The following is a 15755-nucleotide window of genomic DNA, read 5'->3' as shown; positions in this document are numbered from 1 at the left end:
GATCGCACGATCTTTACACTATTTTGAGTAAATTAATCCAGGATCCCAGCCAAACCTCTGCCGGATCTTCCGGAATATCGTGTTCAAGGATGTTGATCTTGAGTGTCTCGCCTATCTGTTTTGCTCCGGAACGCTTCAGTTCTGCCTCTATTTTATCGATAGCACCACAGAAGGTGTCGTATTCGCGACTACCAATGCCAATGGCACCGAAACGCACCTGGGAAAGATCGGTTTTTTGAGACTGGAGATCTTCATAGAAAGGAAGAAGGTTGTCTGGAATGTCTCCCGCGCCGTGCGTAGAGCTTATTACCAGCCAGATCCCTGAAGTGGGGAGATCCTCTACCAGCGGACCGTGTAGGGTTTCTGTTGAAAAACCCGCATCTTCCAGCTTTTCAGCCAGATGTTCTGCAACGTATTCGGCACCGCCAAGGGTGCTGCCGCTAATAAGAGTTATGTCCGCCATACGAGCCCATCCTGATAAAGATGGGCTATTGTACGCTGTGAGCGAGCTGGGATCTACCTGTGGAAAAGCAGGGGATTTAAAAAAATGATCATGGGCGGATAGTCCGCATTATCGGGTTCTGCAAAGAGATCAGCGTTTCAGTGGACTGAATTTCATCAATTGTTTGGATCTTGTTGATAAGTACCTGCTGCAGCGCGTCGATCGAGCGGCACATGACTTTAATAAAGATACTGTAGTGACCGGTGGTGTAATACGCCTCCGTCACTTCATCCAGACTTTCCAGTTTGGCTAATGCCGACGGATAGTCTTTCGCACTTTTTAAAATAATGCCGATAAAACAGCAGACGTCGTATCCCAGCTGTTTCGGGCTGACGTCAATACGCGCTCCGGTAATGATCCCCGCTTGTTTCATTTTCTCTACGCGAACGTGAATGGTGCCAGGACTGACGCCAAATTGTTTGGCCAGTTCAGCGTATGCCGTACGCGCATTTGCCATTAATGCCTCAAGGATGCCGCGGTCCAGATTGTCGATCTGATAATTTTCCATTGGTTTTTCTTATATAGATTAGAGATTCACTCTATTTTAGCCTCTTATATTAATGAATCAAAACCTAAGCGGCCTTTTTGTTTGATGATTATTGAAAATCACCTGCATTCTGTTGCTTAATCATAACCAACAGGACGCAGGAGTATAAATAATGAAAACCGCTTACATTGCCAAACAACGTCAAATTAGCTTCGTGAAATCTCACTTTTCTCGTCAACTGGAGGAGCGTCTGGGTCTGATTGAAGTTCAGGCACCGATCCTCAGCCGTGTTGGGGATGGCACGCAAGATAACTTGTCGGGCTGTGAAAAAGCGGTACAGGTAAAAGTGAAAGCATTGCCAGATGCCCAGTTCGAAGTGGTGCATTCTCTGGCAAAGTGGAAACGGCAAACTCTGGGACAACACGACTTCAGCGCGGGCGAAGGGTTGTACACGCACATGAAAGCGCTTCGCCCCGATGAAGACCGTCTTTCTCCGCTCCATTCGGTCTACGTTGATCAGTGGGACTGGGAACGCGTAATGGGCGACGGTGAGCGCCAATTTTCTACCCTGAAAAGCACAGTAGAGGCGATCTGGGCAGGAATTAAAGCCACTGAGGCTGCAGTAAGCAAAGAATTTGGCCTGGCACCGTTCCTGCCGGATCAGATCCACTTTGTTCATAGCCAGGATCTGCTTTCCCGTTATCCTGATCTGGATGCGAAAGGCCGTGAACGTGCAATCGCTAAAGAGTTGGGCGCCGTTTTCCTGGTGGGGATTGGCGGTAAACTGAGCGACGGACACCGCCATGACGTTCGTGCGCCGGATTATGATGACTGGAGTTCCGCCTCCGAGCTGGGCTATGCCGGTCTGAACGGCGATATCCTGGTCTGGAACCCGGTACTGGAAGATGCGTTTGAACTTTCTTCGATGGGGATTCGCGTCGACGCCGATGCGCTGAAACATCAGCTGGCGCTGACCGGTGACGAAGACCGATTGAGTCTGGAGTGGCACCAGGCGTTGCTGCGTGGCGAGATGCCGCAAACGATCGGCGGTGGTATCGGTCAGTCACGCCTGACTATGCTACTGCTGCAACTGCCGCACATTGGGCAGGTGCAATGCGGTGTATGGCCAGCGCAGGTGCGTGAAAGCGTCTCTTCTCTGCTCTAAGAATTTAACGCCGCCAGCGTCGCAGCAGGCGGCTACGCATCCCGGTATCAAAGCGCCAGATATGATCGAAAATACGCATGATACCGGGCTTGCCATGTTCTGACATCGCCACCGCATGAAAGCGATGTTGATGCACCCGTTGTAACTCTCCCACTTTACTCACTACATCGTCTGGCAACCGCTGAGCGATGAAATCGGAAATCACCACCGCATCTGCGTCAAACCATTCCCTGCCTTGCATGCGCTCAATAATGGCGCGAAAACAGCTGGCAATATCCGTACCGCCACGAAAACTCTGGCTCAAAAAACGAATAGCCTGCTCAATACCTTCCCGGCCAGACAACTCGTAGCGCACCACTTCGGTGGAAAACAACATGATGAAGCAGCGACGGTTATCGGCGAGCGCAATGCGCATTAGTGCCAGACAGAATGCCTTGGCGCACTGTTCATTAAACCCGCCCATTGAACCGGAGGTATCCACACAGACGATAAACGGGCCGCGGGGTTGTTCGTCGAAATCCTGATGCACCACCGGACGTTCAGTGATTTTCTCGCGCCATGCTTCACCGTGTAGTCGATAGGTGAGCAACTGTTTTTCCACCAGTCGCCGGTAGAACTCATATTCCAGTTCGGTGATGCCGAGCGTTGCCAGTTCTGGCGGGAGTAAGCGCAGGATGTCGTCGCTTTGCTGTATGCCGTCCACCTGCTCTGGCACCGTGGCGGGTTCGCGAACCAGTGTGCGGAACGTTTCCATCGGCGCATCTTTGCGCGGCACGGATTTGGCTTCCCGCGATCGGCCTAATTGTTCCGCCAGTTTTTTGAGCTCGGGCTGTTCAGTCAGAAAATCGCCGTACTTAACAATTAACTGATAATCCCCGCGTTTGAGCTGACCTGCGCTCATGTCCCACAGGCGACCCGCTGCGGTGTCGTTTTCCGCCAGTACCGGTTCCAGTTGTCCACTTAGCGTCAAGCGTTCCTGGACTTCACTCAGTAATTGTTCGCGTTCTTCTTCCAGCATCTGCTGGTTTAGGCTGGTGGCCTGAACCACGAGACTCAAACGCCAGCGTTGTAGGAAGAGAGTGTGCAACGAAGGGGTAAAGACGCTATTGCTGTCCACCAGCTGTTGCGCCTGTCCGGCGTAGGGCGAGTGTAACCGGTGCAGCAGCGCTAATATTTGCGGGAGCTGCACAATAAATTGCGGTGTAGAGAGAAGCTGGCTTTGCTGATAGCTCATCACCTCTTCCGTCAATTCAGGGGGAACAAGCGTTTCCTTAATTCGGCTGCGTAGCGCTTCGCGCCAGCGCGGCAAATCATCGGTAATCGCATTTTTTAACCGGGGGTATCGTTCAAAAAATACCGCCAGTTTTGGCGATGCAAGCAGTGCGAGGATCATCTCTTCGATGATCCACTCTTCGCTGACAGCCAGCATGATATTGAGCATATCAAGGGTTAGCATTGCAGTGCCTGACGAATTTGAGTGCCTACATCCTGCAGACTGGCTTCGATACGACCTAACCAGTCGCTATGGATAAAGAGGCATTTTTGTTGTTCGCTAAACAGGTTGTGCTGCTGGTGCCAGTCATTGTCCAGCGCTTCCAGCTGTTGTTTGATTTCGCTGGGCATATTGTCTTCGGATAAACCTGGAAGTGCCAGGCGAGTGCCCTGCAAGCTGACATCGCGAACAACCAAATGCTGGGAGCTGTCGACTTCCATATTCAGCGTTTGGGCAAAACCGATCCCATTAAGTTTGCCCCGGATCTCCCCGCCTTTCGATAGCCATAGCTCCAGGGCGCCACGATCAAACGTAATATGGATCACTTCCATATCGTGCAGCTTCAACGGTTTTTGCAGAAGCAGTGTCAGGGTGGTGGCACTGACGTCTGGCGGCAAATCGTAATGCGGACGACGGCTGAACATGCCCCCCAGACGCACAACGGTGAACGCGGTTTGGTCACTTTGCTGTTGTTGTATCTGAATACGGCGTTGAGTGATGCCCCCCAGTCGCGTCAGCATCGCCTGCTGCTGCCAGGCGTGACTGGTCATCAATATTTCCAACTGTTGCTGCATCAGATTCAGGCTTTGTACGTCGTACCACAGGCAATCCTTGAGCAGAATCAGGTCGATAGGCGCGACGGCTTCGCGGCCGCTGAAGAAGGCACTGGCCTGTAACAGGCGAATGGCTTTTTTCCAGCGTCGGTCCGAGACATAGGGTGCATTTGGCAGCGCATCAAGCTGTTGGCGCAGGGTAAAAATCAGTTCAAATACATGATCGGGCAACGAAATAGCGCCAATGGCGTTTTGCCATTGGTGATATTCATCATCGGTGACCTGTAGCGTGGCCGGAACGGGGTTTTCGCTTTCATCCAGCTGGCTTATCAGCATTGAGCGGAAATTGGCTTTGTCCTGCACTTTATCCAGCCACAGGCGGATCAGCATACGGTCATATAGCGCTTCAAGACTGCTGTCTGCTTCCGGCAGTTCGTTTGATGCCGCCACCAGCAGACGCATGGGTATTTTTTCTTCGTACGCGCCGTTGCGAAAATGACGTTCGTTGATGGCCGTCAGCAATGTATTGAGGATTGCCGGACCGGCTTTCCATATTTCGTCCAGAAAGACGATTTCAGCTTCGGGCAGATATCCGGCGGTTAATCGCTCATAGCGCCCTTCATCTTTTAAGGCCTGAATGGAGAGTGGGCCAAAGACTTCTTCGGGCGTGGAAAAACGGGTCATCAGATATTCAAAGGCTCTGGCGTGCTGAAAAGCATATTTGAGTCGACGGGCAATCAGGCTTTTGGCAATACCAGGGGGGCCGAGTAAAAAAACGCTCTCTCCGCTCAATGCGGCCAACAGACACAAGCGTACGGCATGGCTGCGTTCATAAAGTCCCTTTTCCAAAGCACTGCTCAGACGGGAAATTCTTTCCGCTAATAAATGTGGGTGAGCCATAATAGAGTGGCGTCCTTTCATCAGTTGTACCATGTAAACAGCGAGTATAGACGTTTCGCTCCAGGGGCATTAATAGACTGAAGTGCTGTTTCATTTTCTTTGCGCCAGATTAATCTGGTGCAATTTAGGGGTACGATTTTGCGATTAATCGTGCATACTTGCGCTTTTTTGTGGGCCAAGGGACTACGCACACATTTCATATATAAACGAAAGACTAGTCTATGAGCACTGATAATAAGCAATCATTGTCTGCGATTACCCTCGCGGCGATTGGGGTTGTCTATGGTGATATTGGCACCAGCCCGCTATATACGCTTCGCGAATGTTTGTCCGGTCAGTTCGGCTTTGGCGTTGAGCGCGACGCTGTGTTTGGCTTTCTGTCGCTGATTTTTTGGCTGTTGATTTTTGTCGTCTCCATCAAGTATTTGACGTTTGTCATGCGTGCAGATAACGCCGGTGAAGGCGGGATCCTGACACTCATGTCGCTAGCCGGGCGGAATACATCGGCAAGAACAACTTCCGCGTTGGTCATTATCGGACTGATCGGGGGGAGTTTTTTCTATGGTGAAGTGGTGATCACTCCAGCAATCTCGGTCATGTCGGCGATTGAAGGTTTGGAAATCATTGCGCCGCAGCTCGATACCTGGATTGTCCCGCTTTCTATTATCGTCCTCACCCTGCTGTTTATGATTCAGAAGCATGGTACCGGGATGGTGGGTAAGCTGTTTGCACCAATCATGCTGATTTGGTTCCTGGTGCTTGCAGGGCTGGGGCTGCGCAGCATTATCGCCAACCCAGAAGTGTTACAAGCTTTAAATCCGCTGTGGGCTGTGCATTTCTTTCTGGAATTTAAAACCCTATCCTTTATCGCATTAGGCGCTGTGGTGCTGTCTATTACCGGTGTCGAAGCGCTGTACGCCGATATGGGCCATTTTGGTAAGCTGCCTATCCGCCTGGCGTGGTTCTCCGTGGTATTGCCTTCGCTGGTGCTGAACTATTTCGGTCAGGGGGCGTTGTTGCTCAAACACCCGGAAGCCATCAAAAACCCGTTCTTCCTGTTGGCGCCGGATTGGGCGTTGATTCCGCTGCTGATTCTCGCCGCGCTGGCGACGGTTATCGCTTCGCAGGCCGTCATCTCTGGCGTTTTCTCACTGACGCGCCAGGCTGTACGCCTTGGCTATTTATCGCCAATGCGCATTATCCACACTTCAGAGATGGAGTCGGGTCAGATCTACATTCCTTTTGTAAACTGGATGCTCTACGTCGCTGTGGTGATTGTGATTATCAGCTTCGAGCACTCCAGCAATCTGGCGGCGGCATACGGTATTGCAGTGACGGGAACAATGGTATTGACGTCAATCCTCTCGACTACCGTTGCGCGTAAAAACTGGCACTGGAACAAATACTTCGTCGCGCTGATTCTGGTGGCGTTCCTGTGTATTGATATACCGCTGTTCTCGGCGAACCTCGATAAACTGCTTTCAGGCGGTTGGTTGCCATTAACCCTGGGTCTGGTGATGTTTACTATTATGACGACCTGGAAAAGTGAGCGTTTCCGTCTGCTGCGTCGCATGCATGAGCACGGTAACTCTCTGGAAGCGATGATCGCCTCACTGGAGAAATCACCGCCGGTCCGTGTGCCAGGCACCGCGGTGTATATGTCGCGCGCACTGAACGTTATCCCGTTTGCCTTGATGCATAACCTCAAACATAACAAGGTACTGCATGAGCGAGTGATCCTGCTGACGTTGCGTACGGAAGATGCGCCTTACGTGCACAACGTGCGTCGAGTGCAGATTGAGCAACTGTCGCCAACCTTCTGGCGTGTGGTGGCCAGTTACGGCTGGCGCGAAACGCCGAACGTTGAGGAAGTTTTCCATCGCTGCGGTCTGGAAGGATTAAGCTGCCGAATGATGGAAACCTCTTTCTTTATGTCACACGAATCGTTAATCGTCGGAAAACGCCCGTGGTATCTCCGTTTGCGCGGCAAACTGTATCTGCTGTTGCAGCGTAATGCGCTGCGTGCGCCGGATCAGTTTGAGATCCCGCCTAACCGGGTTATTGAACTGGGTACTCAGGTCGAGATTTAAACCCCACAACGCCCTCTTTCATGATGAAAGGGGGCGTTTTGTATATCCCTTCTCAGATTTTATTCCTCACCATGACGCGGTTTGCGAAACGTTTCGATACCGATCACATTTCAGTAACCTCAAGGTGGTTATCTGAGCATTATTGCGACTAAACTTATCGTCAGCGAAACGTTTCGCTAGTGGGGTAAGAAAATGAAGAAAGGCACGGTACTCAATTCTGAAATTTCATCGGTGATTTCCCGTCTGGGGCATACCGATACGCTGGTGGTGTGTGATGCGGGTTTACCCATTCCGGGCAGCACATCGCGTATTGATATGGCATTAACCCAGGGAGTGCCTTCGTTTATGCAGGTACTGGATGTCGTCACCCGTGAAATGCAGGTCGAGTCGGCTATTCTCGCGACGGAAATCAAACAACATAATCCGCAGCTCCACGAAACGTTGCTCAAACACATTGAGCAACTGCAACAACACCAGGGAAACACCATAGAAATTCGTTACACCACGCACGAACAATTCAAAAAACAAACCGCAGACAGTCAGGCGGTCATTCGCAGCGGAGAGTGTTCTCCGTACGCGAATATTATTCTCTGTGCTGGCGTCACGTTCTGAGGCCATCATGGACGCATTACTGCAACTCAAAGGGATCGATAAAGCGTTCCCGGGCGTAAAAGCGCTGTCCGGCGCCGCGTTGAATGTTTATCCAGGCCGCGTCATGGCGCTGGTAGGCGAGAACGGCGCGGGCAAATCCACCATGATGAAAGTGTTAACCGGCATCTACTCACGTGATGCGGGCTCTTTGTTGTGGTTGGGAAAAGAGACCACCTTTAACGGCCCTAAATCTTCTCAGGAAGCCGGTATCGGCATCATTCACCAGGAACTGAACCTGATCCCGCAACTCACCATCGCCGAGAACATTTTTCTGGGCCGTGAGTTTGTGAATCGCTTTGGCAAAATCGACTGGAAAAAGATGTATGCCGAAGCCGACGTCCTGCTCTCAAAGCTCAACCTGCGCTTTAAAAGCGACAGGCTGGTGGGCGAGCTGTCGATTGGCGATCAGCAGATGGTGGAAATCGCCAAAGTGCTGAGCTTTGAATCCAGAGTCATCATTATGGATGAACCAACGGATGCGCTTACCGATACCGAAACGGAATCTCTGTTCCGCGTTATTCGCGAATTGAAGTCGCAGGGGCGCGGGATTGTCTATATTTCTCATCGTATGAAAGAGATCTTCGACATTTGCGATGACGTGACCGTTTTTCGTGACGGGCAATTTATTGCCGAGCGCGAAGTGGCCTCGCTGACCGAAGATTCACTCATTGAAATGATGGTCGGTCGTAAGCTTGAGGATCAGTACCCGCGCCTGAATAACGCGCCGGGAGAGGTCCGTCTGAAAGTGGATAATCTGTGCGGTCCCGGCGTTAATGGAGTTTCCTTTACGCTACGCAAGGGCGAGATCCTGGGGATTTCGGGCTTGATGGGTGCCGGGCGTACCGAACTGATGAAGGTGCTGTATGGCGCGCTGCCTCGCACCAGCGGCTATGTCACTCTCGACGGTCATGAAGTGGTGGCGCGTTCGCCGCAGGATGGCCTGGCGAACGGTATTGTCTACATTTCTGAAGACCGTAAGCGTGACGGCTTAGTGCTTGGTATGTCGGTGAAAGAGAACATGTCGTTGACCGCGTTAGGTTACTTCAGTCGTACCGGCGGTAGCCTTAAACACAAAGATGAACAACAGGCGGTCAGTGATTTCATCCGCCTGTTCAACGTGAAAACGCCGTCAATGGAACAGGCGATTGGCTTACTCTCCGGGGGAAACCAACAGAAGGTGGCGATTGCCCGCGGTTTAATGACGCGTCCAAAAGTGCTGATCCTCGATGAGCCGACCCGTGGCGTGGATGTGGGCGCTAAAAAAGAGATTTATCAGCTTATTAACCAGTTTAAGGCCGATGGCCTGAGCATCATTCTGGTCTCATCTGAGATGCCAGAAGTATTAGGCATGAGCGATCGCATCATCGTCATGCATGAAGGGCATCTCGGCGGTGAATTCACTCGCGAGCAGGCCACCCAGGAAGTATTAATGGCTGCCGCTGTGGGCAAGCTTAATCGCGTGAATCAGGAGTAAAAAAGATGACTACCCAGGCTGTTTCTGGTCGCCGTTATTTCACCAAAGCGTGGCTGATGGAGCAGAAGTCGCTCATAGCCCTGCTGGTGCTGATCGCGATTGTTTCCACGATGAGTCCTAACTTTTTTACCGTTAATAACCTGTTCAACATTCTTCAGCAAACCTCAGTCAACGCCATTATGGCGGTGGGGATGACGCTGGTCATTCTGACGTCAGGTATCGATTTGTCTGTCGGTTCTCTGTTGGCGCTCACCGGTGCTGTTGCGGCGTCGATTGTCGGAATTGAAGTTAACGCGCTGGTGGCCGTTGCCGCTGCGCTGGCCTTAGGCGCAGCCATTGGTGCGCTGACTGGGGTGATTGTCGCGAAAGGCCGCGTTCAGGCGTTTATCGCCACGCTGGTGATGATGCTGCTGCTGCGTGGTGTCACGATGGTGTATACCAACGGTAGCCCGGTAAATACCGGATTTACGGATAATGCGGATCTGTTCGGCTGGTTCGGTATTGGTCGTCCGTTGGGCGTCCCAACGCCGGTCTGGATTATGGGGATTGTCTTCCTTGCGGCGTGGTACATGCTGCACCATACCCGCCTGGGTCGCTATATCTACGCGTTGGGCGGCAACGAAGCCGCAACGCGCTTGTCCGGCATTAGCGTCAGCAAAGTCAAAATTATCGTCTATTCATTATGTGGGCTACTGGCATCACTGGCGGGCATTATCGAAGTGGCTCGTCTTTCATCAGCGCAACCCACGGCAGGTACGGGGTATGAGCTGGATGCCATCGCCGCGGTCGTTCTGGGCGGTACCAGCCTTGCTGGTGGCAAAGGACGTATTGTGGGGACATTGATCGGCGCACTGATCCTTGGCTTCCTCAATAATGGTTTGAATTTGTTAGGTGTTTCCTCCTATTACCAGATGATCGTCAAAGCGGTGGTGATTTTGCTGGCGGTACTGGTAGACAACAAAAAGCAGTAACAACGACTACAGGACATCTTAAATATGAACATGAAAAAACTGGCTACCCTGGTTTCTGCTGTTGCGCTTAGCGCCACCGTGAGCGCGAATGCGATGGCAAAAGACACCATTGCGCTGGTGATCTCCACTCTGAACAACCCGTTCTTTGTCACCCTGAAAGAAGGTGCTCAGAAAGAAGCAGATAAACTGGGCTATAACCTGGTGGTGCTGGATTCGCAGAATAACCCGGCAAAAGAGCTGGCGAACGTGCAGGATTTAACGGTACGCGGCACCAAAATTCTGTTGATCAACCCAACCGATTCCGACGCGGTAGGTAATGCGGTGAAGATGGCTAACCAGGCCAAAATCCCGGTCATCACCCTGGACCGTGTAGCGTCTAAAGGCGAAGTGGTCAGTCATATCGCTTCAGATAACGTGCTGGGCGGTAAGATTGCGGGTGATTACATCGCGAAGAAAGCGGGTGAAGGTGCGAAAGTTATTGAACTGCAGGGGATTGCGGGGACTTCTGCCGCGCGCGAGCGTGGTGAAGGCTTCCAGCAGGCCGTTGCTGCTCACAAATTCAATGTGCTTGCCAGCCAGCCTGCTGACTTTGACCGTACCAAAGGTCTGAACGTGATGCAGAACCTGCTGACCGCGCATCCGGATGTACAGGCCGTATTTGCTCAGAACGACGAAATGGCGCTCGGTGCGCTGCGCGCTCTGCAAACCGCAGGTAAATCTGATGTGATGGTGGTTGGATTTGACGGCACGCCGGATGGCGAAAAAGCAGTAAATGATGGCAAACTGGCTGCGACCATTGCTCAGTTGCCGGATCAAATCGGTGCTAAAGGTGTTGAGACCGCTGATAAAGTGCTGAAAGGTGAGAAGGTTCAGGCTCAATATCCGGTTGACCTGAAGCTGGTCATCAAGCAGTAATAAGCGATTCAGGCAGTTTACTGCCTGATGGCGACATAAATACGCCATCCTCAGAAGGTACAAACATTCTGAAGATGAAAGCGTAAAAAGAAAAGCAGGGCACGCGCCACCCTAATACGGTGGCGCACTTTACTGGACATTCCGAACATGAAAACCGCAGGCAACCTCGTTGTTCTTGGCAGTATTAATGCCGATCACATCCTTAATCTAAAATCCTTTCCAACCCCAGGCGAAACCGTAACAGGGAACCACTATCAGGTGGCGTTTGGTGGAAAAGGCGCCAATCAGGCGGTTGCTGCGGGCCGTAGTGGTGCAAATATTGCGTTTATTGCCTGTACGGGCGATGACGACATTGGCGAAAGCGTTCGTAAACAGCTAGTCAGCGACAATATCGATATCACACCAATTAGCGTGATCAAAGGTGAAGCGACAGGAGTGGCGCTGATATTCGTCAATGGCGAAGGCGAAAACGTCATCGCCATCCATGCGGGGGCAAATGCGGCGCTGTCGCCTGAGCTGGTGGATGCACAACGCGAGCGAATTGCCCAGGCATCTGCATTATTGATGCAGCTGGAGTCTCCCATTGAAAGCGTATTGGCGGCGGCCAAAATTGCCCATCAGAATAAAACCACTGTGGCGCTTAACCCGGCACCTGCTCGTGAACTTTCCGACGAACTGCTGGCGCTGGTGGACATTATTACGCCTAACGAAACGGAAGCTGAGAAGCTGACCGGTATTCGGGTAGAAAACGATGAAGATGCCGCGAAGGCTGCTCAGGCGTTGCATGCCAAAGGTATTCATACCGTATTGATAACATTAGGAAGCCGTGGCGTCTGGGCCAGTGTGGATGGAGAAGGTCAGCGGGTTCCTGGTTTTAAAGTCGACGCTGTCGACACGATTGCAGCCGGAGATACCTTTAACGGCGCACTGATTACCGCGTTACTGGAAGAGACTCCGTTGCCTGAAGCCATTCGCTTTGCGCATGCCGCTGCCGCCATTGCGGTAACGCGTAAAGGTGCGCAGCCCTCTGTTCCGTGGCGCGAAGAGATTGAGGCGTTTTTGGGTCAGCAGAGGTAACGTTTGGCTACAATGAAGGATGTTGCCCGCCTGGCGGGTGTTTCTACTTCGACAGTCTCTCACGTGATTAATAAGGATCGCTTTGTTAGCGAGACCATTACCGGGAAAGTCGAAGCAGCGATTAAAGAATTAAACTACGCGCCTTCCGCCCTGGCGCGTAGCCTGAAATTAAATCAGACCCGCACGATAGGTATGCTGATCACAGCCAGTACCAACCCTTTTTATTCAGAACTTGTTCGCGGCGTTGAGCGTAGCTGTTTTGAGCGGGGCTATAGCCTGGTGTTATGCAATACCGAAGGCGATGAGCAACGTATGAACCGTAATCTGGAAACGCTGATGCAAAAGCGGGTCGATGGTTTACTGCTGCTTTGTACCGAAACACATCAGCCTTCCCGGGAGATCATGCAGCGCTACCCTTCCATTCCGACAGTCATGATGGACTGGTCCCCCTTTGATGGTGAAGGTGAAAGCGATCTTATTCAGGATAACTCGCTGTTAGGCGGGGATTTAGCGACGCAGTACCTGATCGATAAAGGTTTTACACGCATTGCGTGTATTACCGGGCCGCTGGATAAAACGCCGGCGCGTTTGCGACTGGAAGGCTACCGGGCGGCGATGAACCGTGCCGGACTGGCTATCCCGGAAGGTTACGAGATCACCGGTGATTTTGAGTTTGGCGGTGGGTTTGAAGCGATGCAAACACTGCTGTCACATCAGGAACGACCGCAAGCGGTCTTCACCGGTAATGATGCAATGGCCGTTGGTGCTTATCAGGCGTTATATCAGGCTGGATTGCGTATTCCACAGGATATGGCGGTGATTGGTTATGACGACATTGAACTGGCACGTTATATGACGCCACCGCTCACCACGATTCATCAAGCCAAAGATGAGTTGGGCGAACTGGCCATCGATGTGTTAATTCATCGTATGGCTCAGCCCGCATTACAACAGCAGCGCTTGCAGCTTACTCCGGTTTTGATGGCGCGGGGGTCGGTTTAGACGTATGCCGCTCTTTGATCAGATTGCGGCCGTCTTTGGTTTTTAGCAGCATGAACATGAGTGCGGAGACCACGGTAATCGCACCCATAGTCATAAAGGTATAATGGAACTGCTCAACCGTGTTGGTGCCTTCCATTCCTTCATAAATGCGCAGCACAGCGGCGCTGATAGCGACGCCTAAACTGATCGACAGTTGTTGTGTGACAGCCAGTACGCTATTCCCGCTACTGGCATTGTCATCGGTCAGGTCGGCAAGCGTGATCGTGTTCATGGCGGTAAACTGGGTAGACATCGCCATCCCCAGCACAAACAGCGGCAGAATCAGCATCCACACTGGCATCGCGGGGGATTGCAGAGAAAACTGAGCAATCATCAGGCCGATAAATACGGTAATACCGACCAGTGTTTTCCGGTATCCAAGGCGACGCAGCACCTGTGTAACGGTAGATTTAGCCAGAATGGATCCCAATGCCGTCGGCGCCATCATACAACCGGCAATCAGCGCCGGATAACCGAACCCCACCTGTAGCATGAGCGGCATTAAGAAAGGAACACATCCTGTACCCAGGCGCGTTGCGAGATTCCCAGCAATACCGACAGAAAAGGTCCGCGTTTTGAAAATAGGCAGGGCGATTAAAGGAGTAGGGTGGCGGCGGGCATGACGGATATACGTCAGCAGCAATACAACACTGCAGGCAATAATGCTCAGCGCGATCCAGCTTGCGACAATCTTCTCGCCAAACAACTCCATTCCGCTGGAAAACAACACCAGACTTAAGCCAAAAAGAAAGAATCCGGTCATATCGAAGCGGCGACGTGGCGTCGTAAAGTTAGGCATGTATTTGCGTGCATACAAAATACCGGCCACGCCAATAGGAATATTAATCAGGAAGATCCAGTGCCAGCTTGCCCAGGTTACCAGTACTCCCCCCAACACGGGACCGAGGATTGGACCGACCAGGCCTGGCATCGTAACAAAATTGAGTACCGGGAGCAGTTCACTGCGAGGATATGCCCGCAATAATGCCAGACGGGCGACCGGCATCATCATTGCGCCGCCGATCCCTTGTATCACGCGAAAAATGACTAATTCGGTTAACGATCCCGAAAGCGCGCATGCCAGAGAGCCTAGCGTAAATAAACTGACGGCAATCATAAAAATGCGGCGGGTGCCAAAACGGTCTGCCAACCATCCACTCACCGGAATCAACATTGCGACTGTTAGGGTGTAGCTGATAATGGCAGACTGCATCGCCAGCGGGGAACGGTTAAGGCTCTGCGCAATGGCGGGGAGGGCAGTATTAAGGATTGTGGCATCCAGGGCCTGCATAAAAAAGGCCATGGCTGCTATCCACGGCAACCCAGCCATACTGCGCGCTTTTTTTTCTGACATTCAGTATCTCGTTATTTGTCTGGTTGCTCGTTTGGCGCAATGAGTAATGCCTGACAAGCCTTAAAGGCGAGATCGCCATCGCTTTTTTCTATCGCATCGACAATGGCCTGGTGCAAATCAAGCTTCACCACGTCGTTATAGGTAATAGAGGTAAAGTAGGTGTGGTAGACAGAATGGAATAAGGTCGCAAAAGAGATAAGAAAGGGATTAGCACTCATCTTATAGATGTGCTCATGCCAGGCCATATCGACTTCAACCCAGCGCTCACGCTTAAAGTTCTTTTTCAGCGCGACCATCTCTTCCATTAATGCGTTCAGATATGCCTTCTGTTCAGCTGTACCTATCGTTGCTGCCAGTAAACATGCCTGAGGCTCCAGGCTAATGCGCATCACCAGAAAATGTTCGATGACCTGATGGACGTTTTCTTCTGTCATCCACCAGGTGAGCAACTCCTGATCGAGAAAATTCCAGTTCGCCTGCGGCATCACCCGCGTACCAATTCGCGGACGTGGTAAAACCATGCCTTTGGCGGTTAACGTTTTCACGGCTTCACGCACTGCGGTACGACTTACGCCAAATTGTGAACCTAACTCTATTTCACCGGGCAGAATGGTGCCGGGGGCGTATTCACCTTTTAATATCCGCTGCGCCAGCTTTTCGGCCAGAACATAGGAAAGATTTTTCTGTGCGGCTAACTGTTGTGCGCTTAAAGGCATGAATGGTCTTCCTTTCTCGAATTCTCACTCTTTAGTATGCCACCAGGAAGTGTGATTGCGGCTGCAAAAACGACAATTTGCTTATTTTGTGGCATCTTAATGGCCATTTTGGTGAAAAAAGAGACAGTCAGAAAGTTATTTTAAATTTCCGCTTGTCAGCCTGAAATAACTCCCTATAATGCGCCTCCACTGACACGGAACAACGGCACGCAAGCCGCCGGGTCAGCGGGGTTCCACTGAGAACTTCGCAGAGAAAAGCAAAATTAAATGCTTGACTCTGTAGCGGGATGGCGTAATATGCACACCCCGCGCCGCTGAGAAAAAGCGAAGCGGCACTGCTCTTTAACAATTTATCAGACAATCTGT

Annotated in this window: 14 protein-coding genes; 8 read left to right on the top strand and 6 right to left on the bottom strand. The window is 51.7% G+C overall.

From position 1 onward, the window contains the following. Nucleotides 1-13: 13 nt before the first annotated feature. Both mioC and asnC read right to left on the bottom strand, forming a co-directional pair. The gene (mioC, locus tag JM656_RS21710; RefSeq protein ID WP_203359494.1) at nucleotides 14-463 is read right to left on the bottom strand and encodes an FMN-binding protein MioC; all 450 of its coding nucleotides are present in this window, start codon (nucleotides 461-463) and stop codon (nucleotides 14-16) included. Between the two features lie 88 nt (nucleotides 464-551). Further along, nucleotides 552-1010: a transcriptional regulator AsnC gene (gene asnC, locus JM656_RS21705; RefSeq protein ID WP_013368348.1), complete on the bottom strand. Its 459-nt coding sequence runs from the start codon at nucleotides 1008-1010 to the stop codon at nucleotides 552-554. Nucleotides 1011-1161: 151 nt separating this feature from the next. Here asnC and asnA point away from each other — a divergent pair, with 151 nt between their 5' ends. Beyond that, complete coding sequence (gene asnA, locus JM656_RS21700) at nucleotides 1162-2154, top strand: aspartate--ammonia ligase (RefSeq protein WP_203359493.1); 993 nt, start codon at nucleotides 1162-1164, stop codon at nucleotides 2152-2154. Between the two features lie 4 nt (nucleotides 2155-2158). Here the strand turns inward: asnA and viaA are convergent, their stop codons facing one another. After that, on the bottom strand, nucleotides 2159-3610 hold the full coding sequence (gene viaA, locus JM656_RS21695) for an ATPase RavA stimulator ViaA (RefSeq protein ID WP_203359492.1): 1452 nt from the start codon (nucleotides 3608-3610) through the stop codon (nucleotides 2159-2161). Beyond that, entirely contained in the window at nucleotides 3604-5100 is a 1497-nt protein-coding gene (gene ravA / locus JM656_RS21690) for an ATPase RavA (protein ID WP_203359491.1), read from the bottom strand. Before ravA ends, viaA begins: the two co-directional genes overlap by 7 nt. Nucleotides 5101-5321: 221 nt before the next feature. Here ravA and kup point away from each other — a divergent pair, with 221 nt between their 5' ends. From kup to rbsR, 7 genes are all read left to right on the top strand, one after another. Further along, the gene (kup, locus tag JM656_RS21685) at nucleotides 5322-7190 is read left to right on the top strand and encodes a low affinity potassium transporter Kup (RefSeq protein WP_203359490.1); all 1869 of its coding nucleotides are present in this window, start codon (nucleotides 5322-5324) and stop codon (nucleotides 7188-7190) included. Between the two features lie 192 nt (nucleotides 7191-7382). Then, nucleotides 7383-7802 (top strand): D-ribose pyranase, encoded by a 420-nt coding sequence (gene rbsD, locus JM656_RS21680; RefSeq protein ID WP_192614005.1) that lies wholly within the window; start codon nucleotides 7383-7385, stop codon nucleotides 7800-7802. A 7-nt stretch (nucleotides 7803-7809) separates the two neighbouring features. Continuing rightward, entirely contained in the window at nucleotides 7810-9315 is a 1506-nt protein-coding gene (gene rbsA, locus JM656_RS21675; RefSeq protein WP_203359489.1) for a ribose ABC transporter ATP-binding protein RbsA, read from the top strand. 5 nt (nucleotides 9316-9320) lie between these two features. Continuing rightward, nucleotides 9321-10286, top strand: a complete 966-nt coding sequence (rbsC, locus tag JM656_RS21670; RefSeq protein WP_203359488.1) for a ribose ABC transporter permease — start codon at nucleotides 9321-9323, stop codon at nucleotides 10284-10286. A 24-nt stretch (nucleotides 10287-10310) separates the two neighbouring features. Next, nucleotides 10311-11201, top strand: a complete 891-nt coding sequence (gene rbsB, locus JM656_RS21665; protein ID WP_162382715.1) for a ribose ABC transporter substrate-binding protein RbsB — start codon at nucleotides 10311-10313, stop codon at nucleotides 11199-11201. 147 nt (nucleotides 11202-11348) lie between these two features. Further along, nucleotides 11349-12278 carry a ribokinase gene (gene rbsK / locus JM656_RS21660; RefSeq protein WP_203359487.1) on the top strand — a complete coding sequence of 310 codons (930 nt, stop codon included), beginning with the start codon at nucleotides 11349-11351 and terminating at the stop codon, nucleotides 12276-12278. 3 nt (nucleotides 12279-12281) lie between these two features. Beyond that, complete coding sequence (rbsR, locus tag JM656_RS21655) at nucleotides 12282-13280, top strand: ribose operon transcriptional repressor RbsR (RefSeq protein ID WP_192614000.1); 999 nt, start codon at nucleotides 12282-12284, stop codon at nucleotides 13278-13280. Here the strand turns inward: rbsR and mdtD are convergent. Both mdtD and JM656_RS21645 read right to left on the bottom strand, forming a co-directional pair. Next, nucleotides 13246-14673, bottom strand: a complete 1428-nt coding sequence (gene mdtD / locus JM656_RS21650) for a multidrug transporter subunit MdtD (protein WP_203359486.1) — start codon at nucleotides 14671-14673, stop codon at nucleotides 13246-13248. The genes rbsR and mdtD overlap by 35 nt on opposite strands. A gap of 11 nt (nucleotides 14674-14684) precedes the next feature. Further along, complete coding sequence (locus tag JM656_RS21645; protein ID WP_203359485.1) at nucleotides 14685-15389, bottom strand: FadR/GntR family transcriptional regulator; 705 nt, start codon at nucleotides 15387-15389, stop codon at nucleotides 14685-14687. Nucleotides 15390-15755: the final 366 nt, after the last annotated feature.

This window comes from Citrobacter sp. R56, from assembly GCF_016811995.1.
Lineage (GTDB): Bacteria > Pseudomonadota > Gammaproteobacteria > Enterobacterales > Enterobacteriaceae > Citrobacter_D > Citrobacter_D enshiensis.
Note: the sequence above shows the minus strand (reverse complement) of the source record. Positions and strands in the feature narration are given on the sequence as shown.

Excerpts from the sequence above, each read along its gene's own strand:
- viaA (WP_203359492.1), bottom strand. The coding sequence starts at position 3,610 with ATGCTAACCCTTGATATGCTCAATATCATGCTGGCTGTCAGCGAAGAG.
- rbsA (WP_203359489.1), top strand. The coding sequence starts at position 7,810 with ATGGACGCATTACTGCAACTCAAAGGGATCGATAAAGCGTTCCCGGGC.
- mioC (WP_203359494.1), bottom strand. The coding sequence starts at position 463 with ATGGCGGACATAACTCTTATTAGCGGCAGCACCCTTGGCGGTGCCGAA.
- asnA (WP_203359493.1), top strand. The coding sequence starts at position 1,162 with ATGAAAACCGCTTACATTGCCAAACAACGTCAAATTAGCTTCGTGAAA.
- JM656_RS21645 (WP_203359485.1), bottom strand. The coding sequence starts at position 15,389 with ATGCCTTTAAGCGCACAACAGTTAGCCGCACAGAAAAATCTTTCCTAT.
- ravA (WP_203359491.1), bottom strand. The coding sequence starts at position 5,100 with ATGGCTCACCCACATTTATTAGCGGAAAGAATTTCCCGTCTGAGCAGT.
- asnC (WP_013368348.1), bottom strand. The coding sequence starts at position 1,010 with ATGGAAAATTATCAGATCGACAATCTGGACCGCGGCATCCTTGAGGCA.
- rbsC (WP_203359488.1), top strand. The coding sequence starts at position 9,321 with ATGACTACCCAGGCTGTTTCTGGTCGCCGTTATTTCACCAAAGCGTGG.
- rbsB (WP_162382715.1), top strand. The coding sequence starts at position 10,311 with ATGAACATGAAAAAACTGGCTACCCTGGTTTCTGCTGTTGCGCTTAGC.
- rbsD (WP_192614005.1), top strand. The coding sequence starts at position 7,383 with ATGAAGAAAGGCACGGTACTCAATTCTGAAATTTCATCGGTGATTTCC.
- mdtD (WP_203359486.1), bottom strand. The coding sequence starts at position 14,673 with ATGTCAGAAAAAAAAGCGCGCAGTATGGCTGGGTTGCCGTGGATAGCA.
- kup (WP_203359490.1), top strand. The coding sequence starts at position 5,322 with ATGAGCACTGATAATAAGCAATCATTGTCTGCGATTACCCTCGCGGCG.
- rbsK (WP_203359487.1), top strand. The coding sequence starts at position 11,349 with ATGAAAACCGCAGGCAACCTCGTTGTTCTTGGCAGTATTAATGCCGAT.